The organism is Actinotalea sp., from assembly GCF_041597215.1.
Lineage (GTDB): Bacteria > Actinomycetota > Actinomycetes > Actinomycetales > Cellulomonadaceae > Actinotalea.
In genome coordinates this window covers 1-23,781 of sequence record NZ_JBFHHB010000017.1, presented here as the reverse complement: position 1 = coordinate 23,781, position 23,781 = coordinate 1, and the positions used below count along the sequence as shown (strand labels likewise).

Below are 23,781 nucleotides of genomic sequence, written 5' to 3'. Positions count from 1 at the left end.
GCTCGACCGTGGGGAGTGGTTCATGACCCCGCAGACGGTCAACGCCTACTACAACCCCGGGATGAACGAGATCGTCTTCCCCGCCGCGATCCTCCAGCCGCCGTTCTTCGACGCCGAGGCGGACGACGCCGTGAACTACGGGGCGATCGGCGCCGTCATCGGTCACGAGATCGGGCACGGCTTCGACGACCAGGGATCCAAGTACGACGGGGCCGGCCGGCTCGCGGACTGGTGGACGGCCGAGGACCGCGCCGAGTTCGAGAAGCGCACCTCGGCGCTGATCGCCCAGTACGAGGCCTACAGCCCCGCGCAGCTCGACGACTCCGCCCATGTCAACGGAGCGCTGACGATCGGCGAGAACATCGGGGACCTCGGCGGGCTGACGATCGCGATCAAGGCCTACCGGATCGCGCTCGGGGGTCCGCTGGAGACCGCTCCGGTCATCGACGGGCTCACCGGCCTGCAGCGGCTCTTCCTCGGCTACGCGGCCGCGTGGCAGTCCAAGGGGCGCGACGAGGAGATGCTGCGCCGGCTCGCCACGGACCCGCACTCGCCCGCCGAGTTCCGCGCCAACGGGGTCGTGCGCAACGTCGACGAGTTCTACCCGGCCTTCGGGGTCACCCCGAGCGACGCCCTGTACCTCGACCCGGCCGAGCGCGTCCGGATCTGGTGAGGCTCTGCACCTGACCCGCGCCGGCGGGTGCGCCCTGCGCGCGCCTGCCGGTGGGGGCCGTGCTCAGAAGAGGGTGTAGCCGCCACGGGCGACGGAGAACCCGGCACCGCTCGGGTTGTGCCGGCAGGTGGCGCCGTTCGTCGAGGAGTGGCACGTCATCTCACCGACGGTGCTCGCCTGGCCGTACTCCAGGGTGATCGTGCCCGCCGGGGCCCGCTGCGGTTCGCCGACGACGCAGGCCAGGGCGGCCTCCTCGCCCGCGGTGACCTGGAGCACGTTGCCGACGGTGCCGTCGCAGCCCTCCGGCACGGCCGGCGGCGTGAACGTGTACTGCAGGATCGTGCAGGCGGCGGTGGTCTCGGTCATCGAGCACCAGATGTTGCCGCTCGGCAGGACGAACGAGGTCAGCGTCTCGGCGTCCGTCGGGGCCGTGGGCGCCGAGGAGTCCGGGGTCGTCTCGGGACCGTCGGTCGTCGAGGCCGAGGCCACGGGCGTCGGCACCTGCGACCCACCCGTGCCGAGCAGGGCGAGCAGCGCGAGGAAGGTCAGGACGAGGATGACGTCGACCACGATGAACGTCGTCATCCCGGGACTGAGCGGAGCACGCTCGCGCTCCGGGACCTGCACCGCCATCGTCACCCCTCTCGACCTGTCACGGCATCCTAGGCCGATCGGGTGAGGGGGGCGGCCCGGACGGCCGACGGTCGGGCCGAGGGCGACAGCGGCCGCGACGGCGGCCGGCCGTGCGCGGTGCTTCGCGCGTCGTGGGACCCGTGAAAGGATGCATCGCCGGTTCGACGACGAAGGAGCTTTCCGTGCCCGCTGAGAATCTCACCCGCGACGAGGCCCGCGGGCGCGCTGCGCTCGTCGAGGTCGAGACGTACGAGATCGCTCTCGACCTGACCACCGGGCCGACGACCTTCCGCTCGACCACCACGGTGCGCTTCACGGCGACCGAGGGCGCGGCGACCTTCGTCGACCTCATCTCGCCCCAGGTCCACGAGGTGGTCCTCAACGGGCGCGCTCTCGACCCGGACGAGGTCTTCGCCGACTCGCGCATCGCCCTGAGCGGTCTGGCCGAGCACAACACGCTGACCGTCGTCGCCGACGGCGCGTACATGAACACCGGCGAGGGCCTGCACCGTTTCGTCGACCCCGTCGACGGCGAGGTGTACCTCTACTCCCAGTTCGAGGTCGCGGACTCCCGACGGGTCTTCGCCGTGTTCGAGCAGCCCGATCTCAAGGCGACGTTCGCCTTCACGGTCACGGCCCCCGCGCACTGGACGGTCGTCTCGAACGCCCCGACCCCGGACCCCGTCCCGGTAGGCGAGGGCGTCGCGCGCTGGGAGTTCGCCCCGTCCGCGCGCATCTCGAGCTACATCACCGCCGTGATCGCCGGGCCGTACCACCGCGAGACCGGCGAGCTGACCAGCAGCGACGGGCGCACCATCCCGCTCGCGGTGCTCTGCCGCGCCTCCCTGTCCCGCTACCTCGACGCGGACGAGATCCTCGACATCACCCGGCGCGGCTTCGCGTTCTTCGAGTCGACCTTCGCCCGGCCGTACCCCTTCGAGAAGTACGACCAGGTGTTCGTCCCGGAGTTCAACGCCGGGGCGATGGAGAACGCCGGCGCCGTCACGTTCCTCGAGAACTACGTGTTCCGCTCCAAGGTCCCCGAGGCGACCGTCGAGCGCCGAGCGGTGACGATCCTGCACGAGCTCGCGCACATGTGGTTCGGCGACCTCGTCACCATGCGCTGGTGGGACGACCTGTGGCTCAACGAGTCCTTCGCCGAGTTCGCCTCGACCCTGGCTGCGGCCGAGGCCACCAGGTGGACGCAGGCATGGACCACCTTCTCCTCCATGGAGAAGTCCTGGGCCTACCGCCAGGACCAGCTGCCCTCGACCCACCCGATCGTCGCGGACATCCGTGACCTGGAGGACGTCGAGGTCAACTTCGACGGGATCACCTACGCCAAGGGTGCGTCCGTGCTCAAGCAGCTCGTCGCCTGGGTCGGCAGGGAGCACTTCTTCGCGGGCGTCCAGGCGTACTTCGCCAAGCACGCCTGGGGCAACACCGAGCTGCGGGACCTCCTCGTGGAGCTGGAGGCCACCAGCGGGCGCGACCTGAGCGCGTGGTCCGCGCTGTGGCTCGAGCAGGCCGGTGTCACGCTGCTGCGCCCGGTGATCGAGCTCGACGCGCACGGAGTCATCACCTACATCGCCGTCCACCAGGAGGTGCCCGCCACGCACCCCGTCCAGCGACCGCACCGCCTCGTGGTCAGCGGGTACGACATGGTCGACGGGCCCGACGGGATGCGGCTGGCTCGCACCTCGCGGACCGAGCTCGACGTCGACGGACCGGTCACCCCCGTCCCGGCGCTGCTCGGCACCACGCGGCCCGACCTCGTCCTGGTGAACGACGAGGACCTGGCGTACGCCAAGACCCGCCTCGACGAGGGTTCCTTCGCCTTCGCGACGGCGCACCTCGCCGAGTTCGACGACTCGCTCGCCCGCTCGATCGTGTGGAACGCGGCGTGGGACATGACCCGCGACGCAGAGGTCCCGGCCCGGGAGTTCGCCGAGCTGGTCCTCGCGAACGTGGCAGAGGAGACGGACTCCTCCGTGGTCCTCGTGCTGCTGCGTCAGCTCGCCACGACGCTCGACCTGTACGTGGCCCCTCGCGACCGCGCGGCGATCAGCGCCGAGGCCGGGGACCGTCTGCTCGCTCTTGCCATGGAGGCACCGGCGGGCAGCGACCTCCAGCTGCAGTTCGTCAAGGCCTTCGCGGCCCGCGCCACCACCCCCGACCAGCTCGACGCGCTGACCGGGCTGTGGAACCACTCGCGAGAGCTGCCGGGGCTCACGATCGACACGGACCTGCGCTGGGAGCTGCTCACCGGCCTGGTCGCCGGTGGCCGGGTGAGTCTCGCGGAGATCGACGCGCACCTCGCGATGGACGCCACCGCGACGGGTGAGCGGGCGGCGGCAGCGGCACGGGCGGCGGTCCCGACGGTGCAGGCGAAGCAGGAGGCCTTCGACCGCGCCGTCCACGACACCACGCTCGCCAACGCGCTGCAGAACGCCACGATCGCGGGGCTCATGCGCGTGCACGACCGTTCCCTGCTGGTCCCGCTCGTCGCCCCCTACTTCGAGGCGTTGGAGCAGGTCTGGACCGACCGCACCAACGAGACGGCCCAGACGATCGCCGTCGGGCTCTTCCCGGTGCAGCTCGCGGGGACCGAGGTCGACGTGCTCGGGCTGGCCGACGCCTGGCTCGCCGAGCACCCGGACGCGGCCCCGGCCCTGCGACGTCTCGTGACGGAGTCCCGCGACGGGGTGCGGCGCGCGATCGCCGCGCAGGAGCGCGACCTGGGTTGAGCCCGACGGGGCTCAGTCCCTCGCCGTCGCCTCGATCGCGGCGACGAGGGACCGCAGCCGCGGGTTCGAGCCGAGGTCGTCGACCTGGACGAGCCGCTGCGCGGCGTCGGCAAGGGGCACCCGCCAGTTCGGGTACTCCTGGTCGGTCCCCGGCTGGTTCTGCGCGCGACGTTCACCGACGGCGTCGGCGAGGGAGACGCCCACGAGCACCGACGGCGACTGCATCACGAGTCGGTGCATCGCCTCGACGAGCTCACGCTCGGAGGGGTCGAAGCCGATCAGCCCGCGGGAGGCGAGCAGGTCGAGCATCCGCTGCCGCTCGGCGCGCGCCCCGGCCCTGACCGCCTGCACGGGCTCGGTGAGCAGGCCCAGCCGGTCCCGCAGCTCCACGTGCTCCCCCGCCAGGTACCCGGCGGTGGGGGGCAGGTCGTGCGTGGTCACGGTGGCCAGCGCCAGCGGGCGGTAGTGCTCGGGCGGCATGAAGGTGCCGCCCTCGTACTCGAACCACAGGACCGAGGTGCCCAGGACGCCGCGGTCGGACAGGTAGTCGCGGACCCAGGGCTCGAAGGTGCCCAGGTCCTCCCCGATCACCACGACGCCGGCGCGCTGCGCCTCCAGGCAGAGGATGCCGACGAGGGCCTCGTGGTCGTACCGCACGTACGCGCCGTCGTGAGCGCCGTTGCCCTCGGGGATCCACCACAGCCGGAACAGCCCGATGACGTGGTCGATCCGGATCGCTCCGGCGTGCCGCAGGACTGTGTGCAGCAGCTCACGGAACGGCGCGTAGGCCGCGCGCTCGAGCGCGTCCGGACGCCACGGCGGCTGGGACCAGTCCTGGCCCTGCTGGTTGTACATGTCCGGCGGGGCGCCGACCGAGACCCGCTGAGCGAAGACCTCGGGCATCGCCCAGGCGTCGGCACCCTCGGGGTGCACGCCCACGGCGAGGTCGTGCATGATCCCCAGCCGCATCCCGCCGTCGACCGCCGACTGCTGAGCACTGGTGAGCTGCTCGTCGGCCACCCACTGCAACCAGCAGTAGAAGGTGATCCGATCGGCGAGCTCCGAGCGCAGCCGCGCGACGAGCGCGGAGGACCGGTCGAGGGCGGCCGCCGGCCACGGGGCGCCGTCGAAGTGCTCGGCGAGGGCGCACCATGCGGCGAAGTCCTCGAGACCACGGCCCTGCTCGGCGCGGTAGGCCTCGAATCGTGCCTGACGCACCCCGGAGCGGCCGGCACCGTAGATGATCTCCAGCGCGCTCTTCTTCGCCGCCCAGGCGGCGTCGCGGTCGATGGGACCGGGGTCGGCGCTGAGCGGGCGGGCCTCCTCGGCCTGCCACTCCACGAGGGAACGCTCGGCGACCGGGAGGTACGCGGTCTCGGGGACGTCCTCCGGGCGGATGTACAGCGGGTGCACGAACCGGCGGGTCGTGGGCAGGTACGGGGACGGGGTGAGCGGCGTGACCGGCTCGCCCGCGTGCAGGGGGTTGACCAGCACGAAGTCGGCGCCGAGCCCCCCGAGCGTCCAGGCCATCTCCCCGAGGTCCGTCAGGTCGCCGACGCCCCAGGAGTGCGACGAGCGGACCGAGTACAGCTGCGCCATGAATCCCCAGCCCCGGCGCTCGGCGAGGCCGTGCGGGAGCGCGAGCCGCTGGGGGGTGACCACGACCGTGCACCGCGAGACGACGCCCTCGCTCGCCGCGACGAGGGTGTGCCAGCCGAGCGGGAGGTCGGCGGGGAGCTCGAAGGTCGCGCGGCCGACGAGGACTCCGTCGACCTCGCGCGGCGGGACGTAGACATCGGCCTGGCTCAGCTCGCGCGGCGTACTGCCGTCCTCGAGCTCGACCCACACCGCTGCCTCGGCACCGTCCGGCACGTGGACCGGGACCTGCGCCACCGCGCCCTCCCGCAGCACCACGACGGGCGGGACCGTGTGACGCCAGACGTCGTCCTCGGCGTGGCGGTGCGCGAGCTCGACCCGTTCGGGGCTCGACGCGTCGACCCCGAGCGCGGCGAGCACGGAGACGACCGTGGCAGCGGGCACCCAGCGGTGGCTGCCGTCGAAGCCCCAGAAGTCCGGCACGATCCCGCACCTGTCCGCCAGGGAGAGCAGGGAGTCCGTGAGGTCATGGGGGCGGGCGTCGTCGAACACGCTGTCATCCTGCCAGAGCAGGGGAGGCCGGACGTCCGCGCCCCGCGCGCGCGAGCAGGCGGCCCGCACGACTACTCGGCGAGCGCGGGGCGGCTGAGCGTCCTGGCGGCGTGCACGAGACCCACGTGGCTGAACGCCTGGGGGGTGTTGCCGAGCTGGCGACCGGCGCAGGTGTCGTACTCCTCGCTGAGCAGGCCCAGATCCGTCGACAGCGCGAGCAGTCGCTCGAAGAGCTCGGTCGCCTGCTCACCACGGCCGATCCGGTGCAACGCCTCGGCGTACCAGAAGCTGCAGGCGAGGAAGGCTCCCTCACGGCCGGGCAGACCGTCGAGGCCGGGTCCGTCAGAACCCTCCTCCGGGTGGGTGCGGTACCGCAGCAGCAGACCGTCCTGCACGAGCTCGCGGCCGACCGCATCGACGGTGCCCACGATGCGCGGGTCCGTCCACGGCAGGAAACCCACCGCGGCGATCAGCAGCAGGGAGGCATCGACCTCGCTCGACCCGTAGGACTGGGTGAACGACCCGAGCTCCGGCGACCATCCCTTGGCGAGCACGTCCCGCCGGATCTCCTCGCGCGTCGCGCGCCACTGCTCGACCGGACCCTCCAGCCCGAGCTCCTCCACGGCCCTGACCACCCGGTCGAGGCCCGTCCAGGCCAGGACCTTCGAGTGCACGAAGTGCCGCGCGGGACCGCGCATCTCCCACAGCCCGTTGTCCGGCTCGTCCCAGGTCCGGCACAGGTGGTCGGCCAGCGCGCACTGCACGGCCCAGCCGTCCTGGTCGAGCCCGAGACCGGCGGAGCGCGCCCGGTGCAAGGTGTCGAGGACCTCGCCCCACACGTCGAGCTGGCGCTGCACGCTCGCGGCGTTCCCCACGCGGACGGGACCGGAGCCCTCGTACCCGGGGAGCCAGTCGAGGGTCTCCTCGGTGAGCCGACGTCGACCGTCGAGCCCGTACATGATCTGCAGGTCGGCGGGATCACCCGCGACGGCCCGCAGGAGCCATGACCGCCAGGCCTCCGCCTCCTCGAGGCAGCCGTTGCCCAGCAGGGCGTCGAGCGTGAAGGACGCGTCGCGCAACCAGCAGAAGCGGTAGTCCCAGTTGCGCTCCCCGCCGATGAGCTCGGGGAGCGAGGTCGTCGCGGCCGCCACGATCCCGCCCGTCGGCGCGTCCGTCAGCGCCTTGAGCACGATGAGCGACCTCCGCACGGCCTCGGGCCACCGGGTCTCCGAGCCGATGCGCTCGGCCCACCGCGCCCAGTACTCCTCGGTGGCCGCCAACGCCTGCTCGGCATCCACCGGTGCGGGTTCCGGCCGGTACGAGACCGCGTGGGTCAGCACGAAGCCCAGCCGCTCCCCCGCGGCGACGGTGAACCGTGCGAGCACGTCACCCTCGTGCAGGTGCACCGGGACGTCGGCGTGCAGCAGCACGGCGTCAGGACCCGCCACGGCACGCACCGATCCGTCGCGGTCCCGGACCCACGGACGGACGCGCCCGTAGTCGAACCGCAACCGCAGCTCTCCCCTCATCTCGACGCTGCCGTCGACGCCCTCGACCAGCCGCACCACGTCGGCGACCTCGCCCCGGGGCGGCATGAGGTCGATCACCCGGACGGTCCCGGTCTCGGTGCGCCAGGTGGACTCCAGGACGAGGGAGTCACCGCGGTACCGCCTGCTCGTCGCCCGTCCTCCGCCGGCAGGGGCCAGGAGCCAGCGGCCCGCGCGCTCGTCGGCCAGGAGTGCGGCGAAGCAGGCCGGGGAGTCGAAACGGGGAAGGCAGAGCCAGTCGATCGACCCGTCCCGGCCCACCAGGGCTGCGGTCTGCAGGTCGCCGATCAGCCCGTAGTCCTCGATGGGCAGCGCCATGGTCGCCTCTCTCGTCCGCGTGCGTTCCAGTCAAGGGCACACCCGACGCCCGCGCCCGTCGAGCCGGCTCGAGCGGGGACCCACGGCGGGGGCCGCTACCCTGCTGCGGTGCTGCGACTGACGATCGACGAGACCCTCACCTCGACCCAGAGCCTGCTGAGCGCGCCCCTGCAGAGCCTCGTGGCGATCGTCGCCGGGGCGATGGTGCTCACGGTGCTGCGCTGGATGATCGGCCGCACCGTCCGCTCGGTCGTGGACGGCACCACCCAGGTCCGCAGCCACGCCCGACGCCTGCTGCTGCGCGGCGGCGTGGACCCTGGACCCTCCGACCCGCTGGCGGCCGCGCGTCGCGTCCAGCGGGCCGAGACGATGGGCTCCGTGCTGCGGTCTGCGGCGGCGCTCGTCGTGGGCGTCATCGTGCTGACCGTCATCGCGAACATCTACGACTGGGACCTCGCGCCGGTCCTCGCCTCGGCCGGGGTGGTCGGCGTCGCTCTCGGCTTCGGTGCCCAGACGCTCGTGAAGGACCTTCTCTCGGGGATCTTCATGCTCGTCGAGGACCAGTACGGCGTGGGGGACGTCATCGACGTCGGCGAGGTGAGCGGGACCGTCGAGGCGGTCGGTCTGCGGATCACCCAGGTCCGTGACCTGCACGGCACTCTCTGGTACGTGCGCAACGGCGAGATCCTGCGGGTGGGGAACAAGACCCAGGGCTGGTCGCGGGCCCTGGTCGAGGTACGGATCGGGCCCGACCAGGACCCTGCGGCCGCCCTCGCGTTGCTGAGGGAGGCCGCGGAGGCACTCACGGCCGACGAGGTCGTCGGGCCGCTGCTCCTGGACGCGGCCGACGTGACCGCGTTCGAGGACCTCTCCGGGGAGTCCGTCATGCTGCGCGTGATGATCAAGACGGTTCCCGCCCAGCAGTGGGCCGTGCAGCGGGCGCTGCGGGCGCAGATCCAGCGGGCGTTCGGCTCGGGCGGCGTGACGCTGGCCCTGCCCCGGCGCGAGGTGCTCGTCGAGCGCGGTCCGCTGGCGGCTCAGGACCAGACGAAGAGCGACTGACCGGCACCGACCCGCGAGCCGATCGCGCCCTCGACGTGCAGGGCCCCTGGCCCGGCGTCGAGCGCGACCACGGGCACCAGGGTGCTCAGCCCGCTCTCGGCGACGGCGCGCGGGCTCCACGTCACGACGGGGTCCCCGACGGCGCGATGTGTGCCGACCTCGGCATGGACGGTGAACCCCTCGCCCTTGAGCCGGACGGTGTCGATCCCCAGGTGGACGAGGACAGCACGGCCACCGGCCGTGAGCACCACGAAGGCGTGCGGGTGGACGGTCACCAGGGTCCCGGAGACGGGGGCCACGGCCGTCACCGAGGAGAGCCCCGGGCCGTCCTCTGCGAGGACCGCGACGCCAGGGCCCACCATCGCCTCCGCGAAGACGGGGTCAGGCACGTCGTCGAGCGCGGTGAGGATCCCGGCCACCGGGGAGGAGACGACCAGCAGGCGGTCGTCACCCGTCGGCCGGGAGGATGGCAGGGTCAGCGCAGGTCCTCGATGTCGGCGGCAAGCGTGTCGGCCTCAGGTCCCACGACCACCTGGACGACCTTGCCCGACCGGACGACGCCGAACGCACCGGTCGCCTTGAGCGCGGTCTCGTCGACGAGCGACGGGTCCTGCAGCTCCACCCGGAGCCGAGTGATGCACGGCTCGAGGTCGACCACGTTCCCTTCGCCCCCGAGGGCGTCGAGGATCTCCTGGGCCTTCGTCATGGGACCTCCCTGGTCAGGGCGAGCATCGCCCGGAACAACTCTACCGAGTTGCGACCCGATCGGCGCTCCCGGGACGGCCGGCGGGAGCAGTTCACCCGCAGCCGTGCGCGCACCTGGGAGACTGGTGACGTGAGCCCAGCACAGCACCCCGACTCCTTCTACGCGGCGATCGGGGGCACGGACACCTTCCGGCGGCTCGTGGACGCCTTCTACGCCGGCGTCGCCACGGACGAGCTGCTCCGACCGATGTATCCCGAGCAGGACCTCGGCCCGGCTGCCGAGCGGCTACGGATGTTCCTCGAGCAGTACTGGGGAGGGCCCACCACGTACAGCGAGCAGCGCGGCCACCCGCGACTGCGGCTGCGGCACGCCCCGTTCCCGGTGGGCCCCGAGGCCCGCGACAGATGGCTGGCGCACATGCGCACGGCCGTGGACGGGCTCGGGCTCGCGCCGCTCCAGCACGCCACGCTCTGGGACTACCTCGAGCGCGCCGCCCACTCCATGCTCAACACCGTCGAGGAGGGTCGATGACCGACGCGCTGGGGGACCTGCTCCGCATCCTCGACCTCGAGCGGCTCGGCGAGGACACCTTCCTCGCGGGGAGCCTGCCCAAGGTCGGCGACCGGGTCTTCGGCGGGCAGGTGCTCGCCCAGTCGCTCGTCGCCGCGGCGCGCACCGTCGACCCCGATCGCCTCGCCCACTCCGTGCACGGCTACTTCCTGCGCCCCGGCCTGATCTCCGAGCCGATCACCTTCGCCGTCGAGCGCCTGCGGGACGGGCGGTCGTTCAGCGCCCGTCGCACGCACGCGCTGCAGAACGGGGCGCCGATCCTGTCGATGATCACCTCCTTCCAGCTGGAGCAGGAGGGGTTCGAGCACGCCGACGCCGCTCCCACCGGGGTACCGGGACCGGACGAGGTGCCCAGCGTGCTCGAGAGCCTGGAGCGGGTCGACCCTCGCATCGCCTCCTTCTGGACCCGGAGCAGCCCGTTCGACATGCGGCACGTGGACGGGTCGTTGTACCTCCAGCCCGCCACCGCCGCGGCCGACCGCCAGCGGGTGTGGATGCGCGCCCTCGGCCCGGTCCCCGACGACCAGTCCCTCCACCGCGCCCTGCTGGCGTACGCCTGCGACCACGTCATGCTCGAGCCGGTGCTCCGCCGGCACGGCGCCTCCTGGGCGACGCCCGGGCTGTCCGCGGCCAGCCTCGACCACGCGATGTGGTGGCACCGGGACGTCCACGTGGACGAGTGGCTGCTGTACGTCCAGGCGGCACCGGGCGCGCAGAGCGGGCGCGGGCTGGGGGTCGCCCAGGTGTTCACCCAGGACGGTGTCCTCGTGGCGAGCATCGCCCAGGAGGGCATGCTCCGCCTGCCGTCCTGAGCGGGCCGACCACGACCGCCCGCTCCCCGTGCGGGCCGTCCGTCCTCACCCCACACTGGGGCGATGCCCTCCGCGACCGATCCCGGCACCCCGTCCGACCCCGCCGAGACGAGCGCGCCGGAGGTCGATGCGGGCCTGGCCCCCGGACGTTCGCTGACCGTCGCGGTCACCGGGGTGACCGGCTACGTCGGCGGTCGCCTGGTCCCCGAGCTCCTCGCGGCCGGGCACCGGGTCCGCGCCCTCGCCCGCAACCCCTCCCGGCTCCGCGGGCGCCCCTGGTACGAGGACGTCGAGCCGGTGGCGGCCGACGCCTCCGACCTCGACCAGATCCGCAGCGCCCTCGAAGGCGTGGACGTCGCCTACTACCTCATCCACTCCCTCGGCTCCGGACCGCGCTTCGAGGCGACGGACCGCGCCACGGCCCTGACGTTCGCTCGGGCCGCTCGCGAGGCAGGGGTCCAGCGCATCGTCTACCTCGGTGGCCTGCACCCCGACGTCGAGGACCTCTCCCCGCACATGGCCTCGCGCAAGGAGGTCGGGGAGATCCTGCTGGCCTCCGGCGTGCCGACGACCGTCCTGCGCGCCGCGGTGATCCTCGGCTCGGGATCGGCCTCCTTCGAGATGATGCGGTACCTCACCGAGCGACTGCCCGCGATGACGACGCCGCGATGGGTCTCGAACCGGATCCAGCCGATCGCGATCCGCGACGTGCTCCGCTACCTGGTGGGCAGCGCCGACATGCCACCGGAGGTGAGCCGCGGTTTCGACATCGGTGGGCCCGAGGTGCTGACCTACCGGGAGATGATGCAGCGCTACGCCGCCGTCGCCGGGCTGCGGCGGCGCGTGATCGTGCCGGTCGGGGTGCTCACTCCTCGCCTGTCGAGCCTGTGGGTCTCCCTCGTCACCCCGGTTCCCGCCGGGATCGCCCGACCCCTGGTCGAGTCGCTGATCCACGAGGTCGTGTGCGCCGAGCACGACATCGCCGCGTGGGTACCGGACCCGCCGGACGGCCTGGTCGGCTTCGACCGGGCCGTGCAGCTGGCCCTCGCCCGGATCCGCGACGCCGACGTCTCCACGCGGTGGTCCTCCGCCGCCGTGCGCGGGGCGGCGAGCGACCCCTTGCCGTCGGATCCCGAGTGGGCCGGCGGCTCCCTGTACCGGGACGAGCGGGTCACCGAGGTCGCCGCCCCCACTGCCGCCGTGTGGGAGGTGCTGCAGACGCTCGGCGGCGAACGGGGCTGGTACTCCTGGCCCCTGGCCTGGCAGGCGCGCGGGCTGATCGACCGTCTCACCGGTGGCCCCGGGCTCCGCCGCGGGCGCCGCGACCCCCGCCGGCTCTGGGTGGACGACGCGGTGGACTTCTGGCGCGTGGAGGAGGTCGAGCCGGAACGACTCCTGCGGCTGCGGGCGGAGATGCGGCTCCCCGGGCTCGCCTGGCTCGAGCTGAGCATCGAACCGGGTCCCGACGCCCGGCACTGCCGGCTGCGTCAGCTCGCTCTCTTCCACCCGCACGGGCTGGCCGGCCAGCTCTACTGGTGGCTCGTCACCCCGTTCCACGGCGTGGTCTTCGGGAGCATGCAGCGCGGGATGGCCGCCGAGGCGGAGCGGATCGCCGGCCGGGGCGAACCGCTCAGCGGCGCGGCCTCCTGAGCTCGACGGGGGCCTCGACGTACGGCTCCCACGCCGCCCGCTCCTCGGGGGCGATCCGCCGAGGGGAACCCGTCGCGGCGTCGACGACGACGAGCGTCGAGACGGCCTGGACGTGCAGCTCGCGCCCGGGGCCGGCGAGGACCCGGTAGCAGACGTCGATGCTGGCCCCGCCGAGGTGACCGATCCACATCTCGACCTCCACCGGCTCGCGGTGGTACGCCAGCGGGCGCAGGTACTCGATCTCGGTGCGAGCGACGACCGTGTGCGTGCTCGCGGAAGGGCCGGCATCGAGCACCGCCGTCGGCGCCGACCCGCCCTCGGCCTCCGGGTGTCGCCAGAAGGCCGCGATCCGCGCCTCCTCCAGGAGCCGGAGCACCTCGACGTTGTTCACGTGACCGTAGGCGTCCAGATCGGCCCAGCGCAGCGGGACAGGGACGGACAGGCGGCTCATCTGGCTCCTCGGTCTCGGCGGCGGGCGGGCGGGCCGGCGGCCCTGAGCGCTGCCTCGCGGCAGCGCAGGTGACGGTCGACGACGGCGGTGACGGGATCGGTGACGCGGTGTCGTGCCACCTCGGCGACCGCCGTGCGCAGGGTGCTCGTGGCGCGCCGCGCCGCCCTGCGCCCGCCCACCGACGCCAGGAGCCGCCCGAGCCCGGCGACGAGCAGACCGGCCAGGGCTCCGCCGACCAGGGCCAGCGTCGGGACGGGCACCTCACCCCAGCGGGGCGGGTCGGGGACGGCCAGCGCCAACGCGCCGAGAGCCATGAGCGCGAGCAGCCACAGGCCGCCGACGAGCGTCGTCGCGAGCAGCACCCCCTGGAGCAGCCCGAGCGCCGACCACCACAGCGGGCGCCGCGGCCGGTCGAGGGCTGCACCCGCGACGGCCCGGTCGAGGTCATCGGACAGGCGGTCGAGCGTGCCGACCTCGGCGCGGGCCAGCACCACCCAGTCGTCGGGCAGGCCCGTGGTTGCGGCATCGGTCCATCGCCGCGCTGCCGCGTGCGCCTGGGCGACCTGCGCCGGCCCCGCGGGAGGGAGCGAGGTGTGGTCCGGGGCGACCGGGACCTCAGCGGTGGCGGCGCGACGCCCGTGGCCCGGATCGACACGTCGGCCGAGGTGGAGCCGGCGCATCGGATCGGCGCGAAGACCTGCGAGCCACCGCGTGGGCGGCCACCCGGTCGCCCTGCGCGCCTCGCGCACCCACGAGCCGCGCACCGCCGCGACGACCCGCGGAACCCCCGCCGCCTGGCCGAACGCCTCGACCAGCGCCGCGTCCGGACCGGACGCGACGGGCGCCGAGCGCCCGGTGGCGCAGGCGGCCACCAACCTGTCGGCGACGACGGCGACATCCGCCTCCATCCGGGTACGCGCGGCCACCCGCTGGGACGCGGCGGCCTCCAGAGCCTGACGTAGCGCCTCGACCCCTTCGCCGGTGCGGGCCGAGACGGCGAGGACGGGTACCTGCGCGAGACCGTCGGTGGCGAGCAGCCGACGCAGGTCCGCCAGGGCGGCAGCCCTGTCGGCTGCGTCGAGCCGATCCACCTGGTTGAGCACGACGAGCATCACGCCCGCGTGCCGGGCCAACGCGCGCAGGTACCGGTGCACCGCCTCGTCGGCGTACTTCTGCGGGTCGAGCACCCAGACCATGAGGTCGACCAGCTCGACGAGCCGCTCCGCCTCCAGGCGATGGGCGACCTCGACGGAGTCGTGGTCGGGCAGGTCGAGCAGCACCAGCCCCTCGCCGTGCATCGGCGCGGCGAGGTCGACGCGCTCACGTACCCCCAGCCAGTCCAGCAGGGGATCGACCCCCTCCGCCCCGCTCACGGCAGCCAGCGCGTGGGCCGTGGTCGGGCGACGCACGTCGACGCGCGCGATCTCCTTGCCGACGAGCGCGTTCGTCAGGGAGGACTTGCCGGAACCCGTCGCTCCGGCGAGCGCGACGACGGTGTGCCGTTCGGAGAGCCGGAGCCGTTCCCCGGCCCGTGCCGTCACGCGTGCGGCGTCCTCGCTGAGGCTCGGGGGCACGGCCGTACCGCCGAGAGCCACTGCCTCGTCGAGGGCGGCGAGGCGCTCGGTGAGGCTCAGCCCTGCCACAGCCGCCGCCACCACCGGCGCAGGCCACCGGGCTGCGCTGCGTCCTGACCCGGGTCCTCGCTCGGCACGGAGGGCGGGGCGGGGAGTCGTACCTCCACAGGGGCCGGCATCGCCACGGTGACCGCCGCGAGCGCGCCGCGCAGGCCCGCGGAGGAGACCAGGTCGAGGGCGTCGAGGGTCGTCGTCGCCCTCCGCGACTCCTCGGCGAGGACGCCGGCGAGCCGGCGGGCGAGGTCGTCCTCGGCGATCGTGGTCAGTCGGCGCACGGCATCGTCCCCGAAGACCGCCTCGAGGAGCCGCTGCGCGAGGAGCGCGGTCCCGCCCGCGACGCCGACCTCTGCCGTCGTCAGCCCGCCGGTCGAGGCGAAGATCGTCACCATCAGCGCCGCGCCGAGCCCGTTCACCCCGAGGGACAGGGCACGCGCCGTCGTGCGACGGCCGGCGCCCTCGTCCCCGACGAGGGTCAGCACCCCGGCCTGCCAGCCGCGGACCTCGTCCGCGACCCGCTCGCGAAGGTCGGTGGAGGACCGGGAGACACGCAGACCGTCGAGCAGGGCGGACCCGGCCGGGTCGGCATGCCATGCGGACCAGACGCGTTCGGCCGCGCTGTCCGCCGCGTCGTGGACGATGTCCACCAGCCCCTGACCGATGGCCCGCGCGACGGGCTCCGGCGCGCGCCGGCCACGGACCATCGCGGTGATCCGGTCACGCACGCTGCTGACCGTCGTCTCGATCGCCCGGAGGATCTCCCCCGTGCCGACGAACTCCTGCCAGCGGGCCAGGACCTCGCCGCGGAGCATCGTTCCGTCGGTGGTGGCGGTGCGGACGGTGGCCAACGCGTCGGAGTAGGCCGTCGTGACGATCCCGCGGAGCTGGTCGGCATGCGCGATCTGCGCGTCCGCCGCGACGACGAGCGCGGGGACCCGGCCGATGAGGTCCGCGACCGAGCCGTGGATGGTGCGCTGCACCACCCGCTCGCGCGCCGCCGAGTCCTCCACCGTCGACCGCAGCCACGCGTCGACCTCGGCCACGGCCCTGGCGGGCAGCAGTCCCTCGTCCAGTCGTGACTCGGGGACGGTGAGCAGCCGGGCGTCAGCGAGCTCGCGTTCGGCGAGCATCTGGCCCAGGTGCTGCACGACGGCCGTCCGCTCGTGCGGCTCCAGCCGGTCCAGCACGATGCCGACCTCGGCGTCACGCGCGGCGGCCTCGGCGAGCAGGTCCCACGGGACGGCGTCGGCGTAGCGCGCGGCGGTCGTCACGAAGACCCACAGGTCGGCGGCTCCGAGCAGCTGGGCACCGAGCCGACGGTTCTCGTCGACGACGGAGTCGATGTCCGGCGCGTCGAGCAGGGCCAGCCCGCGCGGCACAGCCAGGTGCGCGACGAGCCGGACACCATCCGTCGAGCCGGAGCCGTCCCCCTGCCACCGGGCGAGGCCGGGCAGCACGCGCTCGGAGGTGAACCACGCAGCATCGTCCGGGTGGTGCACGAGAACCGGGGAGCGGGTGGTGGGGCGCAGCACGCTCGCGGGGCTCACCACGGCGCCCACCAGGGAGTTGACGAGGGTCGACTTGCCCGCTCCGGTGCTCCCGCCGATCACCGCCAGCAGCGGCGCCCCGCGCTGACGCACCCGCGGGAGCAGGTGGTCGTCGAGGTGGGCCAGCAGGCGAGCGGCCTCCTGACGGTGCTGGTCGGCACCGGGAAGCGCGAGCGGGAGGTGCAGCTCCCCCAGCGCCGATCGCAGAGCGACGAGGCCCCTGAGCAGGGCCTCGTCCCGACCGGGCGCCGGGGTCACCGCACTCGCCGCCCGCTCAGCCGCGGGTGAGCTTGCGGTACGTGACGCGGTGCGGGCGCGCGGCATCCGCACCCAGTCGCTCGACCTTGTTGGCCTCGTAGGACTCGAAGTTGCCCTCGAACCAGTACCAGCGCGCAGGGTCCTCCTCGGTGCCCTCGTAGGCGAGGATGTGCGTCGCGACCCGGTCGAGGAACCACCGGTCGTGGGAGACCACGACGGCGCAGCCCGGGAACTCGAGCAGAGCGTTCTCGAGCGAGCCGAGGGTCTCCACGTCGAGGTCGTTGGTGGGCTCGTCGAGCAGGAGCACGTTGCCGCCCTGCTTGAGGGTCAGCGCCAGGTTCAGCCGGTTCCGCTCGCCGCCGGACAGCACGCCGGAGGGCTTCTGCTGGTCGGGACCCTTGAACCCGAAGGCGGCGACATAGGCACGAGACGGCATCTCGACGTTGCCGACCTTGATGTAGTCGAGGCCGTCGGAGACGACCTCCCACAGGGTCTTGGCCGGGTCGATACCGCCACGCGACTGGTCGACGTAGGAGAGCTTGACCGTCTCGCCGACCTTGAGCTCTCCGGCGTCGAGCTCCTCGAGCCCGACGATCGTCTTGAACAGCGTGGTCTTGCCGACGCCGTTGGGGCCGATGACACCCACGATGCCGTTGCGCGGAAGGGTGAACGACAGCCCGTCGATCAGGACGCGCTCGTCGAAGCCCTTGCGCAGGTCCTTGGCCTCGATCACGACGCTGCCCAGGCGCGGGCCCGGCGGGATCTGGATCTCCTCGAAGTCCAGCTTCCGGGTGCGGTCCGCCTCGGCGGCCATCTCCTCGTAGCGGGCAAGACGTGCCTTGGACTTCGTCTGGCGACCCTTCGCCGAGGACCGCACCCACTCGAGCTCGTCCTTGAGGCGCTTGGAGAGCTTGGCGTCCTTCTTGCCCTGCACCTCCAGGCGGGCCTGCTTCTTCTCCAGGTACGTGGAGTAGTTGCCCTCGTAGGGGTACAGACGCCCACGGTCGACCTCGGCGATCCACTCGGCCACGTGGTCGAGGAAGTACCGGTCGTGGGTGACGGCGAGCACGGCGCCCGCGTACTGCGAGAGGTGCTGCTCGAGCCACAGCACGCTCTCGGCGTCCAGGTGGTTGGTGGGCTCGTCGAGCAGGAGCAGGTCGGGCTTCTCGAGCAGGAGCTTGCACAGCGCCACCCGGCGCCGCTCGCCACCGGAGAGGACCGAGACGTCCGCGTCCGGCGGCGGGCAGCGCAGCGCGTCCATCGCCTGCTCGAGCTGGGCGTCGAGGTCCCAGGCGTTCGCGTGGTCCAGCGCCTCCTGGAGGTCACCCATCTCGGCGAGAAGCGCGTCGAAGTCGGCGTCCGGCTCCGCCATCAGCGCGGAGATCTCGTTGAAGCGGTCGAGCTTCGCCTTGATGTCCGCGACGCCCTCCTCCACGTTGCCCAGGACGGTCTTGGACTCGTTGAGCGGCGGTTCCTGGAGCAGGATGCCGACCGAGTACCCCGGGGAGAGCCGCGCCTCACCGTTGGAGGGCTGCTCGAGCCCCGCCATGATCTTGAGGATCGTCGACTTCCCGGCGCCGTTGGGTCCGACGACGCCGATCTTGGCTCCGGGGAAGAAGCTCATGGTGACGTCGTCGAGGATCACCTTGTCCCCGTGCGCCTTGCGCGCCTTGTACATGGTGTAGATGAACTCAGCCACGGTCGGATCTGCTCCTGCTCGTCGGGGTCGGGGCCCGGCGTACCGGTCCGACGGACCAGCCTACGGGGTCGGCACCCGAGCGTCCTCCTCCTCGTCCGCGGGCGGTGTCGCCCAGGGGTCGTCCTCCAGGTCGCCGCCCTCGACGGTCGGTCCGAGGGAGGAGTCGCTCACGGGCCCCTGCCCGGGTGTCCCGTCCGGATCCGGGCCCCGCGCACCGGGCTGCTCCTCGCTCGGCCGGGCGGTGTCACCCCCCGACTCCCCGGCGACGTGCACCCGCCGAGCGAAGCGCCCGGTGCCGCGGGTCAGGTCGTGGCCGAGGGCCGAGGCCTCGAGCACCAGATCGGTGCGCGGCCCCTGCTCGGACTGCCACTCCTGGGTCTGCAGCCGTCCGTGCACGAGCAGCGGATCCCCCTTGCGCACGGACGCCGCCACGTTGAAGGCGACGTCCCGGAAGGCCTTGACCGTGACCCACTCGGTGCGTCCGTCCACCCAGGTGCGCGCTCGCGCGTCGAAGTGGCGGGGGGTGCTCGCGAGCCGGAACGAGGTGAACGGCACCCCGTCCCCGACGACCTCGCGCGGGGTGGTCGCTGCCCAGCCGACCACCGTGACCATCATCGTGCTTCCGCTCATGACGACTCCCTCCGGTCCCCGGTCCGTCCGGTGACCAGAGGAGACTTGCCGGGTACGGGCGACCTCGGAGGAAGGGCCCGGCCGGGTTGTGGACGGCCGGAGGGCACGCGCGCCAGGGACCGACTAGGAGCGGACCACGACCGCCGTCGCGGTGCGGACCGCACGGTGGTCGTCCAGGACGGCGACGGTGGGCGCGGTGAGCTCTCTCGCCACGACCGACTCGACCGCGGCGAGTCCGGCCGAGCGCAGCGCCTGCGCCCGTGCGTCCGCTGCCGAACGGCGCCGACGCCGGCGCATGGCGGGGACGACGACGGCGGCGATCGCGAGCGCGGCGGCGGCCCCGGCCCAGCGGGAGACGTCCGTCTCCGCCATGGTGCCCAGCAGCCCCCAGACGCCGACGGCGGCTGCTCCCAGCGCCCCGAGGCCGAGCAGCAGGGGCACCACCCAGCGCGACGCCCCGGCCCGGGGCGCCGTCGGCACGGGCACCTCGCCGAGCGCGCGGTCGAGCGCTTCGGTCAGTGCCTCCGCACCCGCGACGGAGGCCTGGATGCTGAGGTCCCACCGCTCGGGGAGACCGGAGGCGGACTCACGCAGCCAGGCCTCACGGACCAGTGCGACCCGGTCGTGCTGGACGGGTCCCAGCGACGCTCGTTCGACGGACGCGCCCTCGCGCACCGCGTCGGCGACCCCGGCAAGCCCGGCGGCCTCCGCAAGGGCCTCGACGGCCCGGGCGACCGGCGGCTCGGGCTCCACGCCGCCGAGGCCGGCGCTCAGGGCTGCCGCGGCGTCGGCGAGCTCGACCTCGGCCCTCAGCTCGGCGCCGCTACGCCCCTGGACGAGCCCCGCCAGCACCCCGCGCACCTCGAGCATGCCCTCACCGGTCCGGGCCGAGACACCGATCGTCCTGACCTCGGCGAGACCGTCCTCCCGCAGGAGCCGGGCCACGTCGGCGAGGAGCTCCTCCCGGCGGCCAGGCGGAACCGTGTCGATCTGGTTGAGCAGGACCAGCATCGCGCCCTCATGGCCGACCAGGTGGCGCAGGTAGCCCGTGTGCAGGGCGTCGTCCGCGTACTTCTGCGGGTCGACGACCCAGACGAGCAGGTCGACCATCGGGACCAGACGGTCCACCACGGCCCGGTGTCCCGGCTCGACGGAGTCGTGGTCCGGCAGGTCGAGCAGGACCAGTCCGCGCAGGTCGGCCTGGGACTCCCCGTCCAGCGCGGACTCCCGCTCGATCCGTCGGTCGGTGTCCACGTCGAGCCAGTCGAGCAGCGCGTTCGCGTCATGCGCCCACAGGCAGGCCGTGACCCGTGAGGTCGTCGGGCGACGGACACCGACGTCGGCGAAGTCGAGGCCCGTCAGCGTGTTGAACATGGTCGACTTGCCGGAGCCGGTGCCGCCGACCAGCGCGACGACGGTGTGGTCGACCCCCAGCTCGAGCCGCTCGCGCACCGAGGTGAGCAGGGTGCCGGTGGCAGCCACGACCGCCTCGGGGAGCCGATCACCTGCCCGGTCGAGCGCGGACTCCAGCTGCTCGACCCGAGCGAGCAGGTCAGCGGTGCGCGGTCCCGGGGCGATCTCGGTCATGTCCATCCCTTGAGTACGGCACGACGCAGGCGCAGCACGGCGGCCGCGTCATCAGCCAGGTGCACGGAGGAGAGCAGCGACTCGACGGCACGTGCGCCGGCCCTGACCTGCACGGCCACGGCCTCCTCGAGGTCTCCGGCGCTCGCGACGGTGATCCCTCGGGCGAGGTCCCCGATCGCCTCCTGCGCGACGATGCGCGCGGCACCCACCCCGACGCCGGCGGCAGCGACGACCGTCGCGGCCCCCCGGCCGCCGACCTGACGGCTGAGCCTGCCCAGGCTCGGCTCCTGGGCCACGCGCTCCTCGACCCGGCGCAACCAGTCGTGCGCGGCTCGATCGGGCGCGGGCTCGGCCGGCACGTCGACGGCCCTGGCCGCCGCGGCGAGCGCCCGTGCTCCTGGCGTCTCGTCGTCGAGAGCCTGCAGCGCAGCGAGCTCCCCCCCGCGTCGGGCTGCGGAGAGGGTCACGGTCGCCGCGTGCAGCAGGTCATCGGCGACGGCGTTCAGGGCCTCCGTCCTGGCGCCCGAGGCCCGCCGCGAGCGCCAGGAGCCGCCGAGCGGCCCCTTCGCCCCCGCCTTCGCGGCCCAGCCGTTGCGGACAGGTCCGTCCGCCACGGCACCGGTGACCACTGCGCGACGCGCACGGTCGACGGCGGTCTCGAGCGCCGCCTCGATGCGCTGCTCGAGATCGGTGCGGGCGTCGACCTGCGCCTGGACGGCGTCGGCGAGCTCCTCGACCCAGGGCTGGAGGGCCGCGAGCGACCCTCGCTGGGTGCGGGCGATGACCGCCTGAGCACGGTCGGCGCCGGCAAGGACCGAGAGCCACCGCAGGATCGGTGCGACGGTCTTCGCCTCGAGCATGCCTTCGTGCGGCCCGGCATCGGGGACGAGGAACAGCGGGACGCTGCCCATCCCCCGTTCGCGCAGGCGCGCGAGCAGGTCGCCGCGCACGGCCACGAGGGCCTCGGCCGGTACCCGGTTGAGCACCATCGCCATCGAGGTCGTGCGCTGCGCCGCACGGTCGAGCACCTGCCAGGGAAGGGCGTCCCCGTACCGGGCGGCGGTGGTGACGAAGACCCAGAGATCGGCGGCCTCGAGAAGGCGGTGCGCCGACGTCCGGTTGGTCGCCAGCAGGGAGTCGAGGTCGGGGGCGTCGATGAGTGCGAGCCCGCGCGGGACCGCCTCGCGCGCCAGGACCTCGACGTCGGCGAGCAGGGGGTGCGCCGACAGGAGCTCGCCGTCGGCCGGGTGGTGCACCAGCACGGGCTTGCGGGTCGTGGGTCGCAGCACGCCGGCCGGGCTCACCTCCTCGCGCAGCAGCGAGTTGACGATCGTCGACTTCCCGGCGCCCGTCGACCCGGCGACGACCACGAGGCCGGGCGCACTCAGCTCGCGCAGTCGAGGCAGGAGGTGGTCGTCGAGCTGGTCGAGCAGGGCACCGCGCTGCGAGCGCGCCGTGTCGACCCCCGGGAGCTCGAGCGGGAACTCCGTCGCTGCGACGTCCCGCCGCAGGTCAGCGACGGCGTCGAGCAGGGAGGCCTTGGCCACGGGGCGATCGGCGTCTGCGGCCGCCACCAGGCCCCACCCTCGGTGGGCGGCGTTCGGGGCGGAGGTCACCCGACAATCCTCCCGTGTCGAAGGGCCCACTCCAAACACACGCGCCGATGGACCGGGATCGCGTGAATCGTCCGGGTTCGGTCCGGCCGCCCCGTCCGTCGTCGCGGTGGGACAGCCGGACCGTCGTCACCCCCTACGGGGCACCCAGGAGACCCTCGCAGGCGATCCGGTCGCCGTCGCTGTCGAGCTTCGCGACGTCGCCGTAGAGGGGGTAGTACGTCTCGTACCAGGACTGCGCCTCGGCCCAGGTGGCGAAGTCGGAGCAGTCCTTGGAGTTGCCCGGGTTGCCCGGGTCGGTCGGGTCGACGGGGGCCACGACGTTGCCGCGGTACTCGGCGCTGGAGACGATCGAGGCGATGATCTGCTCGTCGCGGGATCCGGTCTGGATCTTGGTGACCCAGGTCTGGCGTCCGGCGGGGTCGATGGAGCGGTGCAGCAGGAGCCGGTAGTACCCGTCGACCACCTCGGTCAGGTGCTCGGTGGAGTACAGGAAGCCCGTCGCCACCTCGTAGCGGGTCGCCCCGGCAGAGAGCCTGCCCAGCCAGTAGGCCACCTCGGACGGAGCGGGGCTCCGGTGCAGCACCTTCTGGTAGAGCCGGGTGACCCACCCGGTGTCGGTCCCCCCGCCGAGCGCGTAGTACTCCGGGGAGGAGATGAATCCGCCCTGCATCTGCTCGATGTGCATCCCCGACTGCATCGCCCCGAGCCACCCCGCCAGCCCCGCAGCCTCGGGCGCACGGTCGAGGTAGGTCAGGTACGCGTCGCGGATCATCCGGGTCCGGTACTCCGCGGAGTACGTGATCCCGTTCGCCACGTCGCCGTACGGAGTGCCCGCCTGCAGGGCCCCCGTCCAGTACGCGAGCCCTGCAGCGTCGGCGTCACGCTCGAACAGGTCGTTGTAGACCTGGTTGACGTACGCCTTCACCTGGGAGGTCGAGGCGACAGCCGCCTGCGGCGCGACGATCACGCCCACCAGCACCAGGACGACGGACACGATCAAGGAACTGATTCTGCGCAGCACGACTACCCCCCGGGAGACGATGAATCCGATCATGATTGCACGGTGCCCAGCGGATCCTCAGGAACGACACGACCGGGGCAGGAGCGGCCGATCCGCGAACACCGGTCACCGGCCGGTTCCCCCTGCCTCGCGCCGGACCCACGCACCGAGGGAGCGAGGATCGCCTCACGACGCGGCGCCACTGACCGATGGGACACCGGACGGTGGGACGACGAGGGGACGCGTGTGGACGGCATCGCATCGATCACCGGCAGGATCGCCGAGATCCAGGGCCGGATCGCCGTCCTGTCGCCTGCGCGTCCCTCGGCGACGAGCGCTGCGGGTGGTCCGTCCGCGTCCTTCGAGTCCGTGCTCGCCGCGCAGCTCGACGGCACGGGCACCACCGCGTCGCCCACCTTCACCACGGCGGGCGCGACGGCGATCGGGAGCTACGGGCCGTCGCAGGTCGCCAACGCCGCGGCGATCGTCGCGGCGG

Annotated in this window: 20 protein-coding genes; 7 read left to right on the top strand and 13 right to left on the bottom strand. The window is 73.3% G+C overall.

Annotated elements, in window-relative coordinates; genetic code table 11:
• Nucleotides 1-673: M13-type metalloendopeptidase (locus ABWK99_RS02725; RefSeq protein ID WP_372593158.1), on the top strand; the 673-nt coding region annotated here is incomplete at its 5' end.
• A gap of 63 nt (nucleotides 674-736) precedes the next feature.
• On the opposite strand, the gene ABWK99_RS02720 is transcribed toward ABWK99_RS02725, so the two are convergent.
• Entirely contained in the window at nucleotides 737-1,306 is a 570-nt protein-coding gene (locus ABWK99_RS02720) for a hypothetical protein (protein WP_372593157.1), read from the bottom strand.
• A 182-nt stretch (nucleotides 1,307-1,488) separates the two neighbouring features.
• Here ABWK99_RS02720 and pepN point away from each other — a divergent pair, with 182 nt between their 5' ends.
• Nucleotides 1,489-4,053, top strand: a complete 2,565-nt coding sequence (gene pepN, locus ABWK99_RS02715) for an aminopeptidase N (protein WP_372593156.1) — start codon at nucleotides 1,489-1,491, stop codon at nucleotides 4,051-4,053.
• A 12-nt stretch (nucleotides 4,054-4,065) separates the two neighbouring features.
• Here pepN and malQ read toward each other — a convergent pair whose 3' ends face one another.
• A complete protein-coding gene (gene malQ, locus ABWK99_RS02710) occupies nucleotides 4,066-6,201 on the bottom strand; it encodes a 4-alpha-glucanotransferase (protein ID WP_372593155.1) in 2,136 nt (711 codons plus the stop codon).
• A gap of 71 nt (nucleotides 6,202-6,272) precedes the next feature.
• Nucleotides 6,273-8,066 carry a glycoside hydrolase family 15 protein gene (locus ABWK99_RS02705; RefSeq protein WP_372593154.1) on the bottom strand — a complete coding sequence of 598 codons (1,794 nt, stop codon included), beginning with the start codon at nucleotides 8,064-8,066 and terminating at the stop codon, nucleotides 6,273-6,275.
• 108 nt (nucleotides 8,067-8,174) lie between these two features.
• Between ABWK99_RS02705 and ABWK99_RS02700 the strand changes: the two genes are divergently transcribed.
• Complete coding sequence (locus ABWK99_RS02700; protein WP_372593153.1) at nucleotides 8,175-9,128, top strand: mechanosensitive ion channel family protein; 954 nt, start codon at nucleotides 8,175-8,177, stop codon at nucleotides 9,126-9,128.
• Here the strand turns inward: ABWK99_RS02700 and ABWK99_RS02695 are convergent.
• Both ABWK99_RS02695 and ABWK99_RS02690 read right to left on the bottom strand, forming a co-directional pair.
• Entirely contained in the window at nucleotides 9,104-9,547 is a 444-nt protein-coding gene (locus tag ABWK99_RS02695; protein WP_372593152.1) for a PTS glucose transporter subunit IIA, read from the bottom strand. The genes ABWK99_RS02700 and ABWK99_RS02695 overlap by 25 nt on opposite strands.
• A 56-nt stretch (nucleotides 9,548-9,603) precedes the next feature.
• Entirely contained in the window at nucleotides 9,604-9,834 is a 231-nt protein-coding gene (locus ABWK99_RS02690) for a glucose PTS transporter subunit EIIB (protein WP_372593151.1), read from the bottom strand.
• Nucleotides 9,835-9,963: 129 nt separating this feature from the next.
• Here ABWK99_RS02690 and ABWK99_RS02685 point away from each other — a divergent pair, with 129 nt between their 5' ends.
• From ABWK99_RS02685 to ABWK99_RS02675, 3 genes are all read left to right on the top strand, one after another.
• Nucleotides 9,964-10,365 carry a globin gene (locus tag ABWK99_RS02685; protein ID WP_372593150.1) on the top strand — a complete coding sequence of 134 codons (402 nt, stop codon included), beginning with the start codon at nucleotides 9,964-9,966 and terminating at the stop codon, nucleotides 10,363-10,365.
• Nucleotides 10,362-11,216, top strand: coding sequence for an acyl-CoA thioesterase (locus tag ABWK99_RS02680; protein WP_372593149.1), 855 nt, complete (start codon nucleotides 10,362-10,364; stop codon nucleotides 11,214-11,216). The genes ABWK99_RS02685 and ABWK99_RS02680 overlap by 4 nt, the downstream gene beginning before the upstream one ends.
• Nucleotides 11,217-11,279: 63 nt before the next feature.
• A complete protein-coding gene (locus tag ABWK99_RS02675; protein WP_372593148.1) occupies nucleotides 11,280-12,866 on the top strand; it encodes an SDR family oxidoreductase in 1,587 nt (528 codons plus the stop codon).
• Here ABWK99_RS02675 and ABWK99_RS02670 read toward each other — a convergent pair.
• The 8 genes from ABWK99_RS02670 to ABWK99_RS02635 all read right to left on the bottom strand — a co-directional run bounded on the left by ABWK99_RS02670 (nucleotide 12,847) and on the right by ABWK99_RS02635 (nucleotide 23,339).
• Nucleotides 12,847-13,317: an acyl-CoA thioesterase gene (locus tag ABWK99_RS02670; protein WP_372593147.1), complete on the bottom strand. Its 471-nt coding sequence runs from the start codon at nucleotides 13,315-13,317 to the stop codon at nucleotides 12,847-12,849. The two genes, ABWK99_RS02675 and ABWK99_RS02670, sit on opposite strands and share 20 nt — an antisense overlap.
• Nucleotides 13,314-14,960: a GTPase gene (locus ABWK99_RS02665; protein WP_372593146.1), complete on the bottom strand. Its 1,647-nt coding sequence runs from the start codon at nucleotides 14,958-14,960 to the stop codon at nucleotides 13,314-13,316. Before ABWK99_RS02665 ends, ABWK99_RS02670 begins: the two co-directional genes overlap by 4 nt.
• Nucleotides 14,948-16,753 carry an ABC transporter gene (locus tag ABWK99_RS02660; RefSeq protein ID WP_372593145.1) on the bottom strand — a complete coding sequence of 602 codons (1,806 nt, stop codon included), beginning with the start codon at nucleotides 16,751-16,753 and terminating at the stop codon, nucleotides 14,948-14,950. Before ABWK99_RS02660 ends, ABWK99_RS02665 begins: the two co-directional genes overlap by 13 nt.
• Nucleotides 16,754-16,769: 16 nt before the next feature.
• A complete protein-coding gene (ettA, locus tag ABWK99_RS02655) occupies nucleotides 16,770-18,452 on the bottom strand; it encodes an energy-dependent translational throttle protein EttA (RefSeq protein ID WP_372593144.1) in 1,683 nt (560 codons plus the stop codon).
• A gap of 60 nt (nucleotides 18,453-18,512) precedes the next feature.
• Nucleotides 18,513-19,082: a single-stranded DNA-binding protein gene (locus tag ABWK99_RS02650; protein WP_372593143.1), complete on the bottom strand. Its 570-nt coding sequence runs from the start codon at nucleotides 19,080-19,082 to the stop codon at nucleotides 18,513-18,515.
• Between the two features lie 123 nt (nucleotides 19,083-19,205).
• A complete protein-coding gene (locus ABWK99_RS02645) occupies nucleotides 19,206-20,669 on the bottom strand; it encodes a GTPase (protein WP_372593142.1) in 1,464 nt (487 codons plus the stop codon).
• On the bottom strand, nucleotides 20,666-22,285 hold the full coding sequence (locus ABWK99_RS02640; RefSeq protein WP_372593141.1) for a dynamin family protein: 1,620 nt from the start codon (nucleotides 22,283-22,285) through the stop codon (nucleotides 20,666-20,668). Before ABWK99_RS02640 ends, ABWK99_RS02645 begins: the two co-directional genes overlap by 4 nt.
• A 133-nt stretch (nucleotides 22,286-22,418) precedes the next feature.
• The gene (locus ABWK99_RS02635; RefSeq protein ID WP_372593140.1) at nucleotides 22,419-23,339 is read right to left on the bottom strand and encodes a DUF4214 domain-containing protein; all 921 of its coding nucleotides are present in this window, start codon (nucleotides 23,337-23,339) and stop codon (nucleotides 22,419-22,421) included.
• Between the two features lie 192 nt (nucleotides 23,340-23,531).
• Between ABWK99_RS02635 and ABWK99_RS02630 the strand changes: the two genes are divergently transcribed.
• Nucleotides 23,532-23,781 (top strand): hypothetical protein (locus tag ABWK99_RS02630; RefSeq protein ID WP_372593139.1); only part of this gene is annotated, 250 nt, incomplete at its 3' end.